This is a genomic window from Kribbella sp. NPDC048928 (genome assembly GCF_043197975.1).
Lineage (GTDB): Bacteria > Actinomycetota > Actinomycetes > Propionibacteriales > Kribbellaceae > Kribbella.
On the sequence record NZ_JBICUC010000007.1, the window covers coordinates 335,199 to 354,028 of the forward strand.

At 68.7% G+C, this 18,830-nt stretch carries 22 protein-coding genes; 9 read left to right on the top strand and 13 right to left on the bottom strand.

The features are described from left to right. Nucleotides 1-14: 14 nt before the first annotated feature. Nucleotides 15-1,358: an aromatic amino acid lyase gene (locus tag ACGFI6_RS29830; RefSeq protein ID WP_393124348.1), complete on the bottom strand. Its 1,344-nt coding sequence runs from the start codon at nt 1,356-1,358 to the stop codon at nt 15-17. Beyond that, complete coding sequence (locus ACGFI6_RS29835; RefSeq protein WP_393124350.1) at nt 1,358-2,371, bottom strand: ornithine cyclodeaminase family protein; 1,014 nt, start codon at nt 2,369-2,371, stop codon at nt 1,358-1,360. The genes ACGFI6_RS29830 and ACGFI6_RS29835 overlap by 1 nt, the downstream gene beginning before the upstream one ends. Nucleotides 2,372-2,436: 65 nt before the next feature. On the opposite strand from ACGFI6_RS29835, the gene ACGFI6_RS29840 reads away from it, so the two are divergent. After that, nucleotides 2,437-3,147, top strand: a complete 711-nt coding sequence (locus ACGFI6_RS29840) for a hypothetical protein (protein ID WP_393124352.1) — start codon at nt 2,437-2,439, stop codon at nt 3,145-3,147. A 325-nt stretch (nt 3,148-3,472) separates the two neighbouring features. Here the strand turns inward: ACGFI6_RS29840 and ACGFI6_RS29845 are convergent, their stop codons facing one another. The 3 genes from ACGFI6_RS29845 to ACGFI6_RS29855 all read right to left on the bottom strand — a co-directional run bounded on the left by ACGFI6_RS29845 (nt 3,473) and on the right by ACGFI6_RS29855 (nt 5,076). Continuing rightward, the gene (locus ACGFI6_RS29845) at nt 3,473-3,859 is read right to left on the bottom strand and encodes a pilus assembly protein CpaE (protein WP_393124354.1); all 387 of its coding nucleotides are present in this window, start codon (nt 3,857-3,859) and stop codon (nt 3,473-3,475) included. Nucleotides 3,860-3,953: 94 nt separating this feature from the next. Beyond that, nucleotides 3,954-4,319 carry a hypothetical protein gene (locus tag ACGFI6_RS29850; RefSeq protein WP_393124356.1) on the bottom strand — a complete coding sequence of 122 codons (366 nt, stop codon included), beginning with the start codon at nt 4,317-4,319 and terminating at the stop codon, nt 3,954-3,956. 19 nt (nt 4,320-4,338) lie between these two features. Then, nucleotides 4,339-5,076: a M15 family metallopeptidase gene (locus tag ACGFI6_RS29855; RefSeq protein WP_393124358.1), complete on the bottom strand. Its 738-nt coding sequence runs from the start codon at nt 5,074-5,076 to the stop codon at nt 4,339-4,341. Between the two features lie 176 nt (nt 5,077-5,252). Here ACGFI6_RS29855 and ACGFI6_RS29860 point away from each other — a divergent pair, with 176 nt between their 5' ends. The 3 genes from ACGFI6_RS29860 to ACGFI6_RS29870 all read left to right on the top strand — a co-directional run bounded on the left by ACGFI6_RS29860 (nt 5,253) and on the right by ACGFI6_RS29870 (nt 8,640). Continuing rightward, a complete protein-coding gene (locus tag ACGFI6_RS29860) occupies nt 5,253-6,611 on the top strand; it encodes a sensor histidine kinase (protein WP_393124360.1) in 1,359 nt (452 codons plus the stop codon). Then, nucleotides 6,608-7,348 (top strand): response regulator, encoded by a 741-nt coding sequence (locus tag ACGFI6_RS29865; protein ID WP_393124709.1) that lies wholly within the window; start codon nt 6,608-6,610, stop codon nt 7,346-7,348. Before ACGFI6_RS29860 ends, ACGFI6_RS29865 begins: the two co-directional genes overlap by 4 nt. Before the next feature lie 209 nt (nt 7,349-7,557). Continuing rightward, complete coding sequence (locus ACGFI6_RS29870) at nt 7,558-8,640, top strand: winged helix DNA-binding domain-containing protein (protein ID WP_393124362.1); 1,083 nt, start codon at nt 7,558-7,560, stop codon at nt 8,638-8,640. Here ACGFI6_RS29870 and ACGFI6_RS29875 read toward each other — a convergent pair. Continuing rightward, nucleotides 8,637-9,005 (bottom strand): MmcQ/YjbR family DNA-binding protein, encoded by a 369-nt coding sequence (locus tag ACGFI6_RS29875; protein ID WP_393124364.1) that lies wholly within the window; start codon nt 9,003-9,005, stop codon nt 8,637-8,639. The two genes, ACGFI6_RS29870 and ACGFI6_RS29875, sit on opposite strands and share 4 nt — an antisense overlap. Before the next feature lie 40 nt (nt 9,006-9,045). Here ACGFI6_RS29875 and ACGFI6_RS29880 point away from each other — a divergent pair, with 40 nt between their 5' ends. From ACGFI6_RS29880 to ACGFI6_RS29890, 3 genes are read left to right on the top strand one after another with little or no spacing between them, the layout of a single operon-like run. Beyond that, nucleotides 9,046-10,122 (top strand): alpha/beta hydrolase, encoded by a 1,077-nt coding sequence (locus tag ACGFI6_RS29880; protein WP_393124366.1) that lies wholly within the window; start codon nt 9,046-9,048, stop codon nt 10,120-10,122. Further along, a complete protein-coding gene (locus ACGFI6_RS29885) occupies nt 10,082-10,828 on the top strand; it encodes an esterase family protein (RefSeq protein ID WP_393124368.1) in 747 nt (248 codons plus the stop codon). The genes ACGFI6_RS29880 and ACGFI6_RS29885 overlap by 41 nt, the downstream gene beginning before the upstream one ends. A gap of 10 nt (nt 10,829-10,838) precedes the next feature. Continuing rightward, nucleotides 10,839-12,077 (top strand): RimK family alpha-L-glutamate ligase, encoded by a 1,239-nt coding sequence (locus ACGFI6_RS29890; RefSeq protein WP_393124370.1) that lies wholly within the window; start codon nt 10,839-10,841, stop codon nt 12,075-12,077. On the opposite strand, the gene ACGFI6_RS29895 is transcribed toward ACGFI6_RS29890, so the two are convergent. From ACGFI6_RS29895 to ACGFI6_RS29905, 3 genes are read right to left on the bottom strand one after another with little or no spacing between them, the layout of a single operon-like run. Next, nucleotides 12,057-12,392, bottom strand: a complete 336-nt coding sequence (locus ACGFI6_RS29895; protein WP_393124372.1) for a hypothetical protein — start codon at nt 12,390-12,392, stop codon at nt 12,057-12,059. The two genes, ACGFI6_RS29890 and ACGFI6_RS29895, sit on opposite strands and share 21 nt — an antisense overlap. After that, a complete protein-coding gene (locus tag ACGFI6_RS29900) occupies nt 12,389-13,429 on the bottom strand; it encodes a serine hydrolase domain-containing protein (protein ID WP_393124374.1) in 1,041 nt (346 codons plus the stop codon). The genes ACGFI6_RS29895 and ACGFI6_RS29900 overlap by 4 nt, the downstream gene beginning before the upstream one ends. Before the next feature lie 2 nt (nt 13,430-13,431). Further along, the gene (locus ACGFI6_RS29905; RefSeq protein WP_393124376.1) at nt 13,432-13,920 is read right to left on the bottom strand and encodes an ArsR family transcriptional regulator; all 489 of its coding nucleotides are present in this window, start codon (nt 13,918-13,920) and stop codon (nt 13,432-13,434) included. A gap of 51 nt (nt 13,921-13,971) precedes the next feature. Between ACGFI6_RS29905 and ACGFI6_RS29910 the strand changes: the two genes are divergently transcribed. Beyond that, nucleotides 13,972-14,838, top strand: a complete 867-nt coding sequence (locus tag ACGFI6_RS29910; protein WP_393124378.1) for an amidohydrolase family protein — start codon at nt 13,972-13,974, stop codon at nt 14,836-14,838. Between the two features lie 9 nt (nt 14,839-14,847). On the opposite strand, the gene ACGFI6_RS29915 is transcribed toward ACGFI6_RS29910, so the two are convergent. The 4 genes from ACGFI6_RS29915 to ACGFI6_RS29930 are packed head-to-tail and all read right to left on the bottom strand — an operon-like array spanning nt 14,848 to nt 17,786. Next, nucleotides 14,848-15,825 carry a phosphotransferase gene (locus ACGFI6_RS29915; RefSeq protein ID WP_393124380.1) on the bottom strand — a complete coding sequence of 326 codons (978 nt, stop codon included), beginning with the start codon at nt 15,823-15,825 and terminating at the stop codon, nt 14,848-14,850. A gap of 2 nt (nt 15,826-15,827) precedes the next feature. After that, entirely contained in the window at nt 15,828-16,490 is a 663-nt protein-coding gene (locus ACGFI6_RS29920) for a cation diffusion facilitator family transporter (protein ID WP_393124382.1), read from the bottom strand. A 3-nt stretch (nt 16,491-16,493) separates the two neighbouring features. Further along, the gene (locus tag ACGFI6_RS29925; RefSeq protein WP_393124384.1) at nt 16,494-16,838 is read right to left on the bottom strand and encodes an ArsR/SmtB family transcription factor; all 345 of its coding nucleotides are present in this window, start codon (nt 16,836-16,838) and stop codon (nt 16,494-16,496) included. 9 nt (nt 16,839-16,847) lie between these two features. Next, on the bottom strand, nt 16,848-17,786 hold the full coding sequence (locus tag ACGFI6_RS29930; RefSeq protein ID WP_393124387.1) for a TRM11 family SAM-dependent methyltransferase: 939 nt from the start codon (nt 17,784-17,786) through the stop codon (nt 16,848-16,850). A 190-nt stretch (nt 17,787-17,976) separates the two neighbouring features. Here ACGFI6_RS29930 and ACGFI6_RS29935 point away from each other — a divergent pair, with 190 nt between their 5' ends. Then, nucleotides 17,977-18,711, top strand: a complete 735-nt coding sequence (locus ACGFI6_RS29935; RefSeq protein ID WP_393124389.1) for a class I SAM-dependent methyltransferase — start codon at nt 17,977-17,979, stop codon at nt 18,709-18,711. The last annotated feature ends 119 nt before the right edge of the window (nt 18,712-18,830 follow it).

Genomic DNA, 18,830 nt, shown 5'->3' on the forward strand with positions numbered 1-18,830 from the left:
GCTCCGCTGTACTGCTAGAGGACGGTGGTCAGGAGGTTGGTCAGGTCTTGGCCGAACGGGCGGTCGGTGTGGATCGGGGGGACGGCTGCGTCTACTGCCTGGAAGAGGGGTTGCAGGGCGGTGGGGATGGGGCGGTCGGAGAGGGCGAAGGCCTGGCGTACGGCGAGGAGTTCGCAGGCGGTGGTTTCGCGGGTGAGGCGGATTGCTTCGGCGAGGTTGCCAACCGCTTCCCACGAGAACGTCTGGACGTCTTCCTGACCGTTCGACGTCTCCGCCGTACTGATTGCCGTGGGCAACGTCAGGCGCCGGAGCTGGTGGGTGGTGGCGACGGCGCGCTTGTGGACCGCGACCAGCCCCGCCTGCGGGCCGGGTTCGCGGGCCAGCTGCGGCTGCAGTCCGGTGACCGCGGGATCGAGCAGCCGGTGCAGCCGGGCAGTCGAGACCTCCGCCGCATGCGCGAGCGCCGCGGTCAGGTGGTCGCAGTGCGCCGTCAGGTCGATGCCGTGGAAGCCGGCCGTGCCGACGAACTCTCCGTCCAGGTACGCGGGTGAGTCGGTCACGCCGTCGAACGCGCGCTCGACCGCAGCGTCAAGATTCTGCAGCGTACGTCGGACGTGTGCGAGAACATGCCCCGCGACCCGGAACGACACCGGCGCCTGCAGGCTCCGCGGATCGGGTTCGGGACCGGCGAGGTCACGCAGCCGGGCCAGCTCCGCGGTCAGCGCCTCGTCCGCGCGACCGACCGCCTCGCCGTACGGGTCCCGATTCGCTCCGACCACCGCGATCGCAGCGGCGGCCACCGCGGTGAGCTTGTCGGCCAACTGATGAACGCGCGTCGCGTGCAGTGCGGCTCGACCGGTCGCGCCGGGGATGCCGGCCAGCAGGGAGATGCCTTCTTTCGGTCCCGGATCGAGGGACGCGAACGCGTGCGCCAGCGGGATGATCTCGCCCGCCGATCCCGCGCCCTCGAGCGGGATCTTCGGTGGTTCGCCACTGTTGATCAGGGCAACCAACTGGTGGATGAGGTCGGTGGAGACGGCGGCGTCGCCGGTGAGGAAGGTCCGGAGGCGGCCGATCAAAACGGCTCGTACTTCCTCGGCAGGCAGCCAGGGCGGGCCGCCGACGGCTCGGCCGAGCAGCAGGTTGCGTTGGTGGATGCGCTGCTCGTCCTCGGTCAGCCGCACCTTGCTGAGGTTGCCCATGCCGGTGTTCACGCCGTACACGGGCCTTCCGGACGCCAGCGTGCGCAGGGCATCGGCCCGGATCGCGGCCAGCCGGTCGAGCAACTCCGGTGCTATCTCGATCGGTTCGGGGCCGGCCGGATCCAGCTCCGCCGCGTGGGTGATCGTCTTTGTCATCAGTGGAATCGCAGCATCGTGCCGGCGTCCGCGGCTTCGGCGCGGCGCAGGATCAGGTGCGCGATCGCGACGTCCAGCAAGGACAGACCGCGATGCCAGAAGAGGTTGCGCTCGGCATCGTTCTCGCGACCGGGCTGCTGCCCTGCGACGATGGCGCCGATCTCGGCGTGCATCGTCTCCGGCGACAACCGCCCGGTGTCGACGTGCCGCCGCAGCGCGCCGAAGCTGCCGGACTGCGCCTCCCGCCAGTCGTCGACGACAACCTTGTCCATCACGTCGAGCAGATCCAGCTCGACCGCCGAGACCGTCCCGTACGGCACGACGAATGCTCCCGGCCGGACCGCCGCCGTACGGAGCAGCGGCTCGGGCTCGGTCAGCCGGGTCGCCTCCACCAGTACGTCGGCGCCGTCGAACGCCTCCTCCGCGGTCGCGCACACCCGGATCGGCGTGGACAGCTCAGCGCTGAGCTCGGCCGCGAACTGCTCGCGGGACTCCGGCCGCCGCGACGTCACGCGGATCTCGTCCAGGTCGAACAGGTCGTCGAGCATCGTGACGTTCCACCAGGCGGTCCCGCGGGCGCCGGCGTGCGCGAGGATCTTGCTGTCCCGGCGGGCGAGGTGCCGCGCGCCGACCGTCGTCATCGCGCCGGTGCGGGCCGCGGTGATCATCGTGGCGTCCAGCACCGCCAGCGGTACGCCGGTGGTCGGGTCGAACAGCGTCGCCATCGCCAGCTCGCTCGGCAGGCCCTTGCGGTAGTTCGGGACGAAGTCGCCGACCACCTTCACGCCGCTGACCCCATGCTCGCCGAGCCCGTCGAGGTGCCCGCGGAGGACGTTGAAGTGGCCGATGCCGCCGTTGTCCGGGGTGAGGTGTACGCGCGGCTCGAAGGCCGTCCGCCCCTCGCCGTGCTCGCGGACCGCTTCCTCGACGGCGTCGACGATCTCCAGCCGGGTCAGCCCGAGGGCGTCGATGTCCGGTCCGCTCAGGAAACGCAGCCAGATTCCGTCAGCCACACCAGGCTCCTTCGGTTGCCGTCGGTCGATACTTAAGTTTCGCCCGGCCACGTTACGTTCGGCGCATGGGGTCGACTACTGGGACGCCGGAGAGCACGGTGATCGGGCACTCGACCGGCGACAAGGTGCTGTTGTTCGGCGGGCTGCCGCTGGCCGGGCTGGTGCTCGGGTTCTTCCTGCCGCGGCTCGCGGACTGGGCGGCCGGCCTTTCGTGGGTTCCGTTCCAGGGGGTGTTGCGGCTGATCGCGGCCTGGGACAGCTGGTGGGTCGTGGTGGTCTGCGTCGTCGTCGGGCTGGTGGCCGGCGTCGTACTCGCCGGAATGGCGCTCGACGACACCTTGAAGGTGACGATCACCAGCAGGTCGGTCGAGTTCCTGAAGCACCAGAAGACCGTGACGGTGCCGCGGGAGAAGGTGTCGGTCGCGTTCCTGGACGGCAAGGAGATCGTCCTGCAGGACGCGTCCTCCCGGGAGCTCGCGCGGGAGAAGCACGATCAGCTGAAGTCCGAGACCCCGAAGATCGCCGCCGCCTTCCGCGCGCACGGCTACCCGTGGTCCGAGGCGGGCGACCCGCACTCGGCCGAGTTCCGGCGCTGGATCGAGGACAACCCGGACCTGCCGCCGGCCGTGAACGCGATCCTCAAGGTCCGTTCCAGAGCCTTCGACGACGGCGACAAGGGCAAAGCCGACCTCCGCGAACTCCGCACCGAGCTCACCAACCTCGGCTACACCATCAAGGACAAAGACCGCAAACAGTACTGGCGACCAACCCCCTAACCACCCACATCTCCACCATCGCAGGGTTGACCCCCGAACTGGTGGTCCGCGCCCGGCACACCACCACTGCTGCCCGCCCGCCTACCGCGGCCCGCCCGGCTGCACTGAATGCGCTTGAGCCGCACCGGGCAAACCCACCATCCGAGGGGTTGACCGCCCAGATGGTGGGTTGCGGCCCGGCAAGACAGCAGGCCAACCCACAATCTCAGGGGTTAACCGCCCAGATGGGGGACGGTGTGGTTGCCGGGGGGTGACGTGATGGCGGGGACGGCGCGACGCGGGGTGGCGCGGGGCGGGGCGGGGCGGTGGGTGGGGTTGGGGTGGGTTAGGCGCCGAGCAGTTCGATGGCTGCGGCGGCGTAGGCCTGTTCTGCGTCGGGGGCGGTGTGGGTGGTTTCGGTCAGGGTGATGCGGTAGCCGTCGGGGGTTGCTTCCAGGGAGCGGAAGTGTGGACCGAGGAGCGCGCGGAGCTGCTCCTCGCGCGGGAGCCAGATCACCTCGCGCTGCTCGATGCTGTCCAGGGCCCATTCCGTGGTGCCGTTGAAGCCGATCACCTTGCTGCCCTGGTAGTCGTGCACCTCGACGGTCATGTCGCTCACCACGAACACGTCCTCGTCCATGTCCCGGTCCGGTACGACGAAACGATCCCCGGCCGTGGGGCTCCACAGCACCCCGGCCTTGCGCAGTCGTCCGGCCTGCTCGATCGTGATCACGCTTCCATCCTCCCCACGGGACCCAAATCCCGCAGGTCCGCGCGAGCCGCCACCACCGAGTTGCGGCTCACGCGGGCTGTCTGAGGCGGGTCGGTCAGCGGTCGAGGGCGGTGCGGAGTTCGACGGCGCGGTGGGCGATCCGTTCGCGACACTCGGTGGTCAGCGGGAGGTCGATCAACGTCGTCGCCTGCAGCTGGCTGAGCCCGAACTCGGTCCGCAGCCCGCGGACGGCGGCGGGGCGGTCGGCAGCGGACCGCAGTACGGCCGCCACCTCGTCGCGACGCTCGAACGCGGCCAGGATGCCGTCGTAGATCTCCAGCTGGGTGTGCGCGGAACGGTCCGGCTCCCGTACCGGCTGCTCGCTCCTGCCGGTCCGGACCACCTGACGCCAGAGGGCGGGTACGGCGAGCCGGGCGCGGGTGTAGCGCCGGGTCAAAGGCTGGGCGTAGGTCATGGTCATCTCGGTTTCCCCCTAGTTGTCAGTCGGCCTTGGCCACCGCGTGCGGTTCGCGCGGCGGGCACTTCGTGCCGGGCGTTGTGAGCGCCTCGAAGTGCCAGGGTTCGTTGTCGTACCGGCGGCACACGCCGTACCGCCAGCCGTTCTTGTCCAGCCACGTCATGGCGGCCGCGGGCGCGATGTCCACGGCCTTGCCCTGTACGTGGGCGGAGTACTTCGGCGGGAGCACCCACCGCACCGCCGCCTTGTACGACCCGTACTTCTTGATCGCCTCGTTCAGCAGGCGCTGCTGCTTGGTCGCGCTGCGCTTGCCGGAGTTGATCCGGATCGGGACGCCGGCGGCGCGGGCGGCCGCGAACGCCCGCTTCAGGCGGGCCCGCAGGGTCGGCGAGAGCGCGTCGATGTTCTCCTCGCGAGACGTCTGCGTGGGCTTCTTGGTCGGGGTCTTCGCCGGGGTCTTCGTCGGGGTCCGGGTCGGCGTCGAGGACGTCTTCGGCGGAGTCACCGGTTGCTTCGTCGTACGGCGGGAGGGCGTCGGTGTCGGCGTGCCGGCCGTCACCGGCGGCGCACCGATCGCCGGCGCGTTCACCGTCGACACCACCGGCCGCTTGTCCGCGCCGAGCCCGAGGGCGTCCCCGACCTCCTGGTGCCACAGCAGCAGCGATCCGGCGACCGCACCGACCCCGACCACGCCGATCACGGACAGCAACCGCGTCCGCACCGCGCTCTTCCGGCGCGGCGGCAGGTGGTCCTCACTCATGGGGTACAGCCTTTCGGATCGGGGCGGGGAACACATCCGTCCCAGGGACCGTCCTGCAGTCCCCTCTGTAGCCCCTGAGTATCAGTTCGGACGCTGAGCCTCCTCCAAAAGTTGGAGAGAACGCCCCTCCGCTCAGATGAAGCTTCGGTAAACGGGAACTGACTACGCTGGGCGACGTGACTGGTGTGTGGCGGCGATTGTCTCAGGGGCAGCAGGATGTGCTGCTCGCTGTGGTCGTCGGGCTGGTCTGGTTCGTGGCCCTGAACCTCATCAACGACACCTGGCTGCGCCCGCACAACCCGGCGGTCTCGGTGGTCACCGGAGTCTTCCTGGTCGGTACGGTCGCCTTCGCCCGGCGAATCCCCCGCACCACGCTGCTCACTGTCTCGGTCCTGTATCCGTTCCTGTATGCCGCGGCCGGTACCGGTCTGGCCGCCCAGCTCGGGCTGACGATCTTCGGCCAGCCTGAGATCAGCAACGCGGCGCTGCAGTCGGAGATCCACCTGGTTCCGTTGCTCGTCGTCGGGTACCTGGCAGCGTCGGCCGGCGTCCGGCGGTTCACCTGCCTGTTCTTCACGATGGGCAGCCTGGCCGGCCTGATGATCGGGCTGCCGATCGTGGTGGCGTTCGTGATCAGTCACGTCAACCGCGACGTACTGCACGGCCCGCGCTACAAGGCTCTCCCCCGCGACTTCGGCAGTCTGTACAGCTATATCGACGTGTCACTGTTCGTGTTCGCGGAGGCACTGATCTGTGGGATGGTGCTGCTCGGCGCGGACGCGCGGCGGCGCCGGAAGTCGCTGGCTCTGCTCGAGCAGCGGAACGCGGAGCTCGTCCGGCTGCGCGCGGTCGAGGCCGAGCGGGCCGCGGTGGCGGAGCGGACGCGGATCGCGCGCGACCTGCACGACGTGATCTCGCACCACGTCAGCGCTGTCGTGATCCGAGCGCAGGCCGCGGACCGGGTGGCCGACCAGCGTCCCGAAGTACTGCGCGAGGCGATCCGCTGGATCATTGCCAGCGGCAAGGAAGCGTTGACCGCGATGCGGGAGACGGTCCGGGTGCTGAACACCGCATCGCCGCAGGTCGAGGGCGACACCGGCTCGGGCGGCGGGACCGCTCCGGTGCCGGATCTGGCCGACGTGGCGCGGATGGGCGAGCGGCTGAAGGCGGTCGGCATCGATGTGACGATGGACCTCCCGCCCCGGCAGCGGCAGCTCACGTCGGCGACCGACCTGACCGCCGTACGGATCATCCAGGAGGCGCTGACGAACGTGATGGTGCACGCGAAGGCCAGCGCGGCGCGGGTGACCTGGCAGAGTGGGCCGCAGGGCGATCTGCTGACCATCGACGACAACGGCAACGGCGGGCCGCCGCCGGTGAACGTGCTGGAGACGGCGCGGCGCAAGGAGAGCGGCCGCGGCAACGGACTGATCGGGATGCGGGAACGGGCGACAGCGGTCGGCGGCACCCTCGCCGTCGCGGCCGGCCCCCTGGGTGGATGGAGAGTGCAGGCATGGCTGCCGCCGCAGAACTGAACGAGTCGATCCGGATCCTGGTCGCCGACGACCAGGGCGTGATCCGGATGGGTCTGGCGATGATCCTCGACCACGAGCCGGATCTGACCACGGTCGCCCAGGCCGAGAACGGCGAGGAGGCGCTCCGGCTGATCGACCAGTACGACCCGGACGTCGTCCTGATGGACATCCGGATGCCGGTGATGGACGGTCTGGTCGCCACCGAGCGGATCACCACCGCGAACCGCGCCGCCGGGCGGGCGCGTCCCGCTGTCTTGGTGCTGACGACGTTCGACGACGAGGCGTACGTACTGGCGGCGGTCCGCGCCGGGGCCTCAGGGTTCCTGCTGAAGGACACCGACCCCGATCTACTCGTGTCCGCAGTGCGCGCGGTGTACCGCGGGGACTCTCTGGTCGACCCGGCCTCGACGCGAGTGCTGCTCGAGCGTTGCATGGAGCTGGAACGCCAGTTCGACGGCGGTACGGCGAACCCGGCCCCGGCCCAACCCGATCCGCGCTGGGTCGGGCTGCTGGCGAGCCTCAGCGAACGCGAGCGGGAGATCCTGGTCTGGATGGCGCGTGGTCTCTCGAACCGCGACCTGGCGACGAAGCTGTTCGTCAGCGAGACCACGGTCAAGACCCACGTCAGCTCAGTACTGTCGAAGCTCGGCCTGTCCAGCCGGGTCCAGGCGGTCGTCGTCGCCTACGAAGCCGGAGTCGTCCGGCCGGGTGAGGCCGACGTGCGCTGGGATTCCTAGGTCAACAGGAAGAACGCAGCGGCCCCCACGGCGAGCAGAATCAGAACGGTCACAGCTTGGCTCAGCGCCGACGCCTTCTGGCGCCGGGGTAGAAAGTCCCCAGTCATGTTTCCAGAGTGCGTCGCGAACGCGGCATACCCATCGGCCGTCGGGATGGTTCTGCAGTACTACCTCAGGATGAGCGGCCACGCCTTTCGTAGGCTGGCGCGATGAACGCACCGGTTCTCAGTCGCCGTCAGCTCAATCGGGCGCTGCTGGAGCGGCAGCAGTTGTTGCGGCGGGAGACCGGTTCGGCCGCCGAGCTGATCGAGCGGCTGGTCGGGCTTCAGGCGCAGGCGCCGTTGGCGGCGTACGTCGCCTTGTGGTCGCGGCTCGAGGGATTCGATCCGGCCGAGCTGGCCGAGCTGATGACCGCGCGGGAGGCCGTCCGGGCCTCACTGATGCGGGCGACGATCCATCTGGTCACCGCCGATGACTGTCTGCGGTTGTGGACGATCATGCATCCGGTCGCGGATCGTGGGCTGCGCGGTGCGTTCGGCAAGCAGTTGGCCGGGGTCGACATCGACACTGTCGTTGCCTTCGGCGCCGATCTGCTGGGCCGGGAGCCGTACAGCCGCAGCCGGCTCAAGGGCCTGCTCGGCGAGCGTTGGCCGGACTGGGACGCGACGGCGATGGCGTACGCCGTGAGCTACCTGACCGCGACCGTCCAGGTCACGCCGCGCGGCGTCTGGGGCAAGACCGGTCAGGCCGCGCTGCAGACGATCGAGAGTTGGCTCGGCCGGTCGCCGGTGGCCGATCCTTCGATCGACGAGGTCGTCCTGCGCTATCTGGCGGCGTTCGGTCCGGCGAGCGTTGCCGACGTACAGCAGTGGTCCGGCCTGACCAAGCTGCGTGAGGTCGTGGACCGGCTCCGGCCGGGACTGCGCGTGTACGCCGACGAGGACGGCCGGGAGCTGTACGACGTACCGGACGGCCCGCTGCCCGACGCTGAGACGCCGGCGCCGGTGCGGTTCCTCCCGGAGTACGACAACCTGCTGCTCTCACACGCCGACCGCCGACGCGTGAACCCGGCCGCCCGGCCCGTACCGCTGCCGCCCGGCAACGGCGCCGCGATGGGTACGGTCCTGATCGACGGCGACTACGCGGCCGACTGGCGCCACCACCGCGGCGAATCCCTGCAGGTCACACCCCACGGACCAATCACTCCCGCCACCCGCACGGCAATCGAGGCGGAAGCCATCGAGCTACTCGGCTTGATCGGCAGCCCTGACACGCCGGTCGTGGTGAGCTAAAGGGTTCCGAAGTACTCCCTGCGGACCTTCTGCGGGACGCACAGCGACCAGGCGTCGAGGATCAGTTCGCGGAGTTCGTCGTAATCGACGGCCGCGAGGTTGAGCTCGATCCACTGGAAGCGTTCGTCGGAAGGGCGCGGCGGGAGGAACTTGTCCGGCTCGGCGGCCAGGGCTGCGGCGCGTTCCTCGCGGGGGAAGCCGAGGCCGATGGTCTGCTCGTCGGCCGCGACCGCCAGATAGACGATCTGGCCGACGCGGAACTTGATCCGGTCGCGAACCAGCACCTCGTAGCTGCGCGGGAGGTCCGCGGTGATTTCGCGGATATCGGTGAGATCGACCACCTTCCCACGATAGAACGCAATCACTGACACCACCTGTCAGTGATTCCGTCAGTACCGTGGTGGGATGCCCGAATCAGTGAGCGCGGTCGAGGGGGCCGAGGTGGTGTTCCGCCTCGGTGACGCTGCGCATGCGTTCCCGGGCGTTCGGTTGTGGCAGGAGCTCGGCCTGCCCGCGGAGCTGCTCGAGTTCAAGCCGGTCGAGTACGGCTGGGAGCTGCGCCTGCCGCGGCCCTCGGTGCACCGGATGGAGTACCTGTTCGACATCGCCGACCTCGGGATGCGGACCGACCCGACGAACCCACGGGTGGTCGGTGGCGCGTTCGGCGAGCATTCCTGGCTGCCGCTGCCCGGGTACGTCGAGCCGGCCTGGATCGGCCTCGAACCGATCGCTTCCACGCTCACGCCGCTTGCCGTCGAGTCGCCGGTCGGCCAGGTCGACGTCCAGGTCTGGGCCCCGGACGGGATCGCACCGGCGTTCGAGCTGCCGCTGCTGCTGTCCCACGACGGTCCCGAGTTCGCGTCGTACGCCGGTCTGACGCACTACGCCGGGGCGATGATCGCGTCCGGCAGCCTTCCGCCGTTCCGGCTCGCGCTGGTACGACCGACGGCGCGCAACCTCTGGTACGCCGCCAACCCGCAGTACGCCACCGCCTTGACGCAGCACGTCGTACCGGCGGTGCAGGCGCAGTACCAGAGCCGCCGGCCCGTGATGATGGGGGCGAGCCTCGGCGCGCTCGCTGCGCTGCATGCGGAATGGGCGTTTCCGAACACGTTTTCCGGGTTGTTCCTGCAGTCGGGCTCGTTCTTCACGCCCGCGACCGATCCACAGGAGTCGAAGTTCGAGTACTTCGCCGAGGTCACGGCGTTCGTGGAGCAGGTGCTGACGGCAACCGCGGCCCCGAGTACGCCCGCGGTCGCGATGACGGCCGGGACCACCGAGGAGAACGTCCACAACAACCGCGTCCTCGCCGCGCGGCTGGCCGAACTCGGGCTCGACGCCGTACTCGACGAGACTCCGGACATGCACAACTTCACAGCCTGGCGGGATGTGCTGGATCCTGATCTGACGAAGCTACTGCGACAGACCTGGGGTGGGGCCGATGGAACGGGAACAGGTCGAGTTGGAGGCGCCGGGGCTTGACCGCCGCGGCACCGTGATCCGGTACGGCCACTTCGGCCGCCCGGTGCTGGTGTTCCCGAGCGAGCAGGGGCGCGCCTGGGACTACGAGAACAACGGCATGGTCGACGCGGTCGCGGACCTGATCGAGGACGGGCGGGTCAAGCTGTACTGCGTCGACTCCTACGACCACGTCAGTTGGTCGGACCGCAGCATCCAGCTCGAGCTGCGCGCGCGGCGGCACGAGCTGTACGAGTCCTGGATCGTGAACCAGGTGGTGCCGAGGATCGGCGCGGACTCGCCGGGTGCCACGGACATCATCACGACCGGGTGCAGCCTGGGGGCGTACCACGCGCTGAACATCGCGTTCAAGCGCGCGGACCTGTTCCCGATCGCGATCTGCCAGTCGGGCAACTACGACGCGGCCAGCTGGCACGCGTGGGGCGAGCGCGGCGACACGACGTACTTCAACAACCCGGCCGACTACCTGCCAGGCTTGACCGGTGAGCACCTGGACTGGTTGCGCAGCCGGCTGTTCATCCTGCTCACGGTCGGTCAGGGCGACTGGGAGACGCATCCGACCGGCTCGCTCCCGTCGGCCCGCGCGACCGCCGCGGTGCTCGAGGAGAAGGGCATCCCGCATGAGCTGGACCTGTGGGGGTACGACGTAGCACACGACTGGCCTTGGTGGCGGCAGCAGCTGGCCCATCATCTGCCCCGGTTCTGTTGAGGAGATTCACGTGAGTGATAGGTCGCGCCATCTCATCGGATTGTTACTGGGCGCGGAGGAGGACTGGCCGCAGGCGTTCGAGGCGCTGCTGCAGCGGGTCGGGCCGGTCACACTCGACGGGCGCGAGCACGAGTTCGGGTCCCGGCGGCTGACCATCGAGCCCTTCGACCTGAACGATCCGGTCCGGGTCGGGCTCGTCATCGACCGGCTCGCGTACTGGTACTACCACCCGCGCGAATGGCTGAAGAAGGCCGCCCTGATGAACGGGACGTACCTGCTGAACTCCCCGTTCACGTTCCAGTCGATGGAGAAGCATTCGGCGTACTGCGCGATGCTCCGGCTCGGCCTGAAGATCCCGCGCACGGTGCTGGTGCCGTACAAGAACCCTGTCGACAACGTGCGCTGGGCATACACCTCGGCGACGTACAACCGGCCGTTCGACCTGGACGCGATCGCCGCGGACCTCGGGTACCCGCTGTACATGAAGCCGTTCGACGGCGGCGGCTGGCGGGGCGTGTCCCGGATCAACAACAACGACGACCTGCACCGGGCGTACGACGAGTCCGGCGAGATGCTGATGCACCTGCAGGCGACCATCGAGTACGAGAAGTTCGCGCGGGCGCTGTCGATCGGCGCCGAGACGATGGTGATGGACTTCCGCCCGGACGAGCCGATGCACAACCGGTACGCGGTCTCGCACGACTTCCTGTCGCCGTCGGCCGGCCACCAGGCGGTGGCGATCAGCCGGATCGTGAACGCGTTCTTCGGCTGGGAGTTCAACTCCTGCGAGATGCTCGTCCAGGGCGATTCGGTGCACCCGATCGACTATGCGAACGCCTGCCCGGACGTCGCACTCACCTCGCTGCACTACTACTTTCCGTGGGCGATCAGCGCGCTGGTGAAGTGGTCGGTGTTCTCGCTCGCGACCGGCCGGCGCAGTAAGGTCGACCTGCACACCGAGCGGTACTTCGAGATCGCGGACGACCCGGACCTCGACTACGACGCGAAGCTCGAGGGGTACCTGGCGCTCGCGGACGAGTACTTCGAGACCACGAAGTACCACGAGTGGTGTGCCGCGCACCTGCCCGACTTCGACCTCCGGGTCCGCGACTGGGTCTCCGGCCCGGACTTCGCCAAGCTGCTCCGCGAGACCGTCGCCGCGACGTACCCGGAGCACGAACAGGAGAAGTTCCTCGCCCATTTCACGGGCCTGACCGGCCTGTGGCTGTCAGACCAGCAGGACCGCTAGGGCGCCGACCACCAGCAACTGCAGTCCTGTCCAGGTGATCCGGCGTTTGTGATGCCACGCCGTGAACCACGGCAGGCCTGCCGCTTTCCGGACGGCGGCGACGCTCGCAACCACGAACAACAGCAGGCCGATCAACCACACCCAGGGCGGCGCGGCGGTCCAGTCGACCGTCGCGCGCGCGAACAACAACAGCAGTGCACTGATGGCGAGCAGGATCCCGTGGTCGGCACGATCCCGCAGCCGGCCGCTGCGCAGCTCCCACAGCACGAGCAGCGGACAGCCGAGGGCCGGGATGAGCGGCAGGAGCTCTCTCATGCGTCACTCTCCAGTAGCTCGGTCGCGATGTCGTCGACATCGGCAGCGACGTCGGACAGCATCACCACGGCACGGCCGCGCTCCAGGTCCAGCCCGATGAACGACCGGTAGCCCCCGGTGCCGCCGTTGTGCCAGGTCATCGTGCGATCGGTCCCGGGCAACGATCTCGTGAACCAGAACAGGCCGATGCGATCCTCGTCGTCGAACTTCTTCCGCGGCGCCAGTGCGGCGGCGCCCTGCCCGGTGAGGAGCTTCTGCGCGAGGTGCGCAAGGTCCTCCGCACCGGCGACCACACCGCCCGCGGGCGCGTACCCCTCCCCGATCCAGGGCGCCTGTTTGCGACCACCCGAGCCGTACCCGTCCGGCGCAGCATCCTGCTTGCGCGCAGGGATATGCGCGCCGGTCATCCCGTACGGCGTGAGCACGCGCTCCTGCAGCAGCTCGGCGTACGGTTTGCCGGCCTTGCGGGCGAGAGCCTGTCCGAGGAGCGCGCCGCCGAGGTTGGAGTACGTCGACGTACCGCGGTGCCGGGTCTTTGCGGCACGGGCCTGGTCGAGGAGTTCGTCGATGCTGAACGGGTACGGGTTGGCGGCGCGGAGGTTCGCGAAGTACGAGCGCAGCGCGGCCGACGGTTTGTGCGAGGTGTTGGGCAGGCCGGACGAATGCGTCGCCAACTGCTCGAGTGTCGCGTCCGCGACGTCGGAGTCGCCGAGCGGCAGGAGCGTGCCGACCTGCTGGTCGAGCGTGACCTCACCACGCCGTACGGCGTCCGCGAGCAGGAGCCCGGCCAGCGCCTTGCTGATCGAGCCGACCTCGAACCCGTCCCGTTCATCGGCCCCGCGGCCGGCGTACCGGACTCCGTCCTTGGTGACGACGGCGATCGACAGCCGATGCCCGGGGATGTCGAACTTGTCGTCGATGAATTGCTGGAGTCTCGGATCGCCGGTGCGGCCCGCCTCCAGCGACGGCGGCTGCGGGCGGATGAACCAGCCCCCGACGAGCAGGGTGAGCGCGAGTAGAACAGCGACGGGTTTCATCGTTACTTCTCCAGGGCTACGAGGATCGCGAGCAACGGCACCACTCGGGCCACGGGCACGGCGAACACTCCACGGGAAGGACTGTGCAGCCAGCCTTCGGCGGCCAGTTGCCGGAGGTGGTGGTAGATCTGACCGCTCGTGCCGACGCCTTCGATCTCGCCGAGTGCGGCAACGGTCGTCCGGCCGCGGACGATCTCCTGGAGCAGGGTGAGGCGGACCGGGTTCCCCAGGGCGGCCAGTGCCGAGGCGCGGCTGGCCCAGTCCACGTCCAGCACCGCGTCCGTCGGTCGGCCGAACTGCCACTCGGCGGTCTGCCCGTCCGGAAGCGTGACGGCTCCCGTGTAGGCGACCGCTCCGGGCTCGTCGATCCGCTCCTTCAGCGCGCGCAGGAGGAAGAACGGATCCCCGTCGACGGCCGGAACGGGTCGCTCGCCGCCCTCCAGGGCCGTCACGCGCCGCTCGAGGTCGGTCAGCCGTTCGTCCATCTCCATGGTGGCCATATTACGTATTTACGTAGTTATTGCAAATATAAGCTGTCTCTCGTGCGAGACAGCGACGTACCGGCGTGGTGGCAGCGGCTTGGGCTCGACGGGATCGTGGACGTGCATGTGCACTTCCTGCCCGACCAGGTACTGAACGCGGTCTGGCGGTACTTCGACCAGGCGACCGAGCACTACGGGACCGCGTGGCCGATCACGTACCGGACCCCGGTCGAGGAGCGGTTGAAGACGCTGGATGCGCTCGGAGTACGGGCGTTTCCGGCGCTGGTATATCCGCACAAGCCGGACATGGCTGCCTGGCTCAACGCGTGGGCGCGCGACTTCGCCGCCGCGACACCGGGCTGCGTGTCGAGCGGGACGTTCTTCCCGGAGCCGGGCGCCGCCGACTACGTACGTGAGGCGCTGGAGCTCGGGACGTCGATCTTCAAGGTGCATGTCCAGGTCGGCGACTACGACCCGCGGTCCGGCGAGCTCGACGACGTGTGGGGCCAGTTGGCGGAGGCCGGCGTTCCGGTCGTCGTGCACTGCGGATCCGGCCCGATCCCCGGGCAGCACACCGGTCCCGGGCCGATGGGCGAGGTACTGCGGCGGCATCCACGGTTGACCGCGGTGATCGCGCATCTCGGGATGCCGGAGTACGCCGAGCACTTGGCGCTCACCTCGTACCCGAACGTGCATCTGGACACCACGATGGCGCTGACGCCGTTCGTCGAGGCGATGATGCCGTTCCCGCGCGACCTCGTACCGCGGCTGGCGGACCTGCAGGACCGGATCGTGCTCGGGTCGGACTTCCCCAACATCCCGTACGAGTACGGCGTCCAGCTCGCTGCGCTGGAATCCTTGGACCTCGGGGACGACTGGCTCCGCGCGGTCTGCCGGGAGAACGGCGCCCGGCTGCTCGGTCTCTGAACTGGTTGCCTAGAGCAATTTCTGGAGCGCGTCGGACCGGCCTGGGAGGTCACGCAGGGTGCCGGTGATCGCGGCCTCGACGGTCGCGGGGTCGCCCATCCAGCGCGCGGCGGGCTCTTCACCGAGAGCGGCCCGGATCTGTTCGGCCAGGACCTGGAGCTGATTCCTGCTCACGCTGAGGAAGAGATCCGGCCCGGCCCATCCGAGGTCACCGCCGGCCGCGACGTACGCGTCCAGGATCTCGCGGACCTGATCGCGCCGACCGGCTCCGAAGATGTACGCGACCCGACCCGCTTCGAGCGCGGCGCTGTCCGTACGGACGCTGTCCCAGTCCACCAGCACGGGGCCGGACGGCGATCGGACGGTGTTGTGGGTCTTGAAGTCGCCGTGCGTCGTCACGAGATCGGGGACGTCGGCGCACAACTCCGTGATCCGGGCACTGGCCGCGAGGATGTGCGGAAGAGCAGCCTGGCTCAGGTCCGCCCACGCCGCGCCTTGCTGGTGGGCCTTGGTGAACCAGCCCTCCCAGGTCTCGGGTGAGCGGACCGACGGCCGCCACCAGTCCGGGAGGCCGGCGCGGCCGAGTGGTTCGAGTTGGTGCACCTGGAGCATCGTCCGGCCGAGCCAGGACGCGACGTTGCTGTCGGAGTTGTCGTGCTCGATCCAGCGATGTACGCGGAACAGCCGGTCCTCGATGCTGACGGTCCATTCCAGGAACGGATCGGTCGGTGAGATCGGCTCCGGCATGTCGACACCGGCCTCCAGCGCGCGGCGCTCGAAGGCCATCGCGACCGCCAGTTGGTCGGTCAGATGCTCGCCGTTGAACTGCCCGCCGGTGGCCGGGAAGTACCCCTTCACGAAGTAGCTTCCGGTCGAGGTCTCGAGGCGCCAGGCGTCGTTGTCGCCCCGCCGTACGTGGACCAACTCGCCGCGCGGCACGCCCAGGTCGAACGCGAGCGCGATCTCTTCTGGCGTCGGAGTGTGCATCGTCAAACCTTGCACGGTCCGCCAAGTGGCGAGCAGCAGCCCTCACCTCGCCACGCCTCGACGCCCTCACGGACGGCGACGGCGGCGATGATCAGGCCGGCGATCGGATCCGCCCAGGACCAGCCGAGGGTCGCGTTCAGGAGGAGGCCGACGAGCAGTACTGCGGAAAGGTACGTACAGAGCAGGGTCTGCGTGGAGTCCGCGACCACCGCGTTCGAACCAAGAGCTTTGCCGGTCCGTCGTTGCGCCCAGGAGAGGAACGGCATCACGATCAGCGACGCGATCGCGAGGCCGATGCCGACCGTTGAGGTCTCGGAGTGGGCGCCGGTGACCAGTGCGCGGATCGACTCGAAACCGACGTATGCGGCGAGTGCGAAGAACGAGAACGCCAGCAGCCGAAGGGCTTTGCGCTCGCGGGACTCGGGCAGCGGGTGCCGGAACTGCCACAGGATGATCAGCCCACTCGACACCTCGACGACCGAGTCCAGCCCGAATCCGACAAGCGCGACCGAGCCGGCGACCAGTCCCGAGGACACGGCAACGACCGCCTCGATCACGTTGTAGGTAACGGATGCACCGGCCAGCAGTTGCGCACGACGACCCAGCCGTTTGCGCTCGGCGGGATCGACAACCCACGCTGAACCGATCTGGAGGGGCTCAGGCATGACTCACAACCCGTAGTTGGGGCAGAGTGCGACCGCGTCGCCGGTCAGGTCGAGGAGGCGTTCGGCCGCGGCAAGCAGGTCGAGGGTTGCCTGGGGATGCGTCAGGCTGAACATCGAAGCGCGGCCTTCAGGGCGGGACTCGACCAGACCGCAGTCGCGCAGGCAGGCGAGGTGCTTCGAGACCGTCGACTGGGCGAGGCCGAGATGTTCGGTCAGGTCGACCACTCGGTGCTCGCCCAGCGCGAGGTGCCGCACGATCGCGAGCCGCGACGCGTCGCTGAACCCGTGGAACAAGCAGCCGGCGACGGCCAACGCCGCCGACTCGTCGATCTCCTGACTCATCGCCATTGGACGATGTTATCGGTTGGTGGCTGTTTTGGACAGTCGGGGGCCGGTGAGGACGTACGCGGTCGGAGTTGCGCCGTTGTAGCGGAGCAGGCGTTCGCGGACGAGTTTGAGCGCGCGTTGCTGGTCGAGCGCCGTGCGGAGCAGGCGCTTGTCCTCGGTGAGCAGGACGGCGCGGCCACTGTTGGTGAGTAGGCGATCCAGCTCCTTGAGTACGACGGGATAGAGGCTGCGGTTGTTGCGATGGCTGCCGACCTGTTTGCCGAACGGGAGGTTGGCGATGACCCGATCGATCGTGGCGGGAAGAAGTGGGAGCGCATCCGCCGAGGACCGGATCAACGGGCAGGGCGGCTTGTTGAGGGATAGAGCGTGTGGGTCGTGGTCGATGCCGATCGGGTGGACCGTCGGCTCACGGCGGCGTACGGCTCGGAGAATCGTGCCCGTACCGCAGAACGGATCCAGGACGCGGTCGCCGGGGCGGAGCTTGGCCAGCCGTACCAGTACTTCGGCGACGATCAGGTTGGTTGACCACGGCAACCTTTCGACACGACCGAAGCGCCGGGTCCAGGACAGCGGGCCGAACTGGACGGGCCCGGATCGTTCGAGGTTGACGTCCCAGTCCGCCGGCCGATTCATCCAGCCGAATCGTTGCTCGATCGCGGCAATCGTCTGTTGCCGGCAGACCGGGTCGGGATCGCCGACTCTGAAGCGGACAGGCTGTTCGAGGGTGCTGAGTACGCCGGCCCGCAGCGACGTCTCGAGATCACACACCTCGACCGTCGAGTACAAGGTGCAGGCGGCAAGCTGATCGAGCGAACCGTCGAGCACACACTCGACGGTCTCGGCCGAGGTCTGGCGGACGCCACGGATGGTTGGCAGCGCGCGCAGTTCTTCAACAAGGAGGTCCGCGGCACCGTCGACGGTACGCAGGACAAGATGGTCGGTGAGCAAGAGGGCTCCTGAAGGCTCGCGATCGACAGAACAGTCGAAGCGCGGCGCAGAAACGCTGCATCGCGGACCATCCTAGAGCCTCGAGCCGTCCCCGATCACCTGCTTTTACGATGCGAAAGTGGAGGACGATCCTCGGGAGTTGCAGCCCGGAACCCTCTGTTTTGCAAAGGTTTTCGGGTAGAATTCAGTGGTGACGGCACCTAGGATTTTCACTGTTGACCAACTGCTTGACGTGCTCGACCAGGTGGTGGATGGGAGCGGTCGTGGCGACCGGTCCACCAAGTCTGCGGCGGAGTTCTGGACGGGGTTGCTGAGTACGCCGGGGCATCCGCTGGCGACGCAGCTTCCGGATGAGCCGTTGGTGGACTGGCAGGAGCGCGGCCTGCTCGGGGAGCTCGCCGGTGCTCGCGTTCTCGACGTCGGTTGTGGTGGCGGGCGGAACTCCCGCTGGTTCGCCGAGCAGGGTGCGACCGTCGACGGCATCGACCTCGCCAAGGACCTGCTCGACCAGGTCCGGCCGGGCATGCCCGGTACGGTCACCTTGACCGCCCTCGACGTACTGCGGGATCCGCTGCCGGATCGTACGTACGACGTCGTGTACGACTCCGGCTGCTTTCACCACATCGCACCGCACCGCCGGATCACCTACCTGCAGCGGATCCTGCCGCTCGTCCGGCCCGGCGGGCGCTTCGGCATCGTGACGTTCGCCGCCGAGCGGATGGAGACGCCGAGCGACCTCGACGTCGTCACCACCGGCGACACGTACGGCGGCATGACCTTCTCGCTGGACGACCTCCGCACGATCTTCAGCCCCCTCACCCCCGTGGACCTCCGCCCCGTCCGCGAAGACCGCCCCAACACCTTCGCCCCGGACTTCCTCAACGCCGCCCTCCTCACCCAGCCCGAGACCCAGCCCGACGCCTGACCCCCACAGCCGTCGACTCGTGGATTTCGGCCGGCGACACGCCGTGACGACCGACCAGGATCCACGACTCGGCGGACCTGTTGCCCGGGCTATTCCAACGTTGTAAAGTGCTCGTGTCC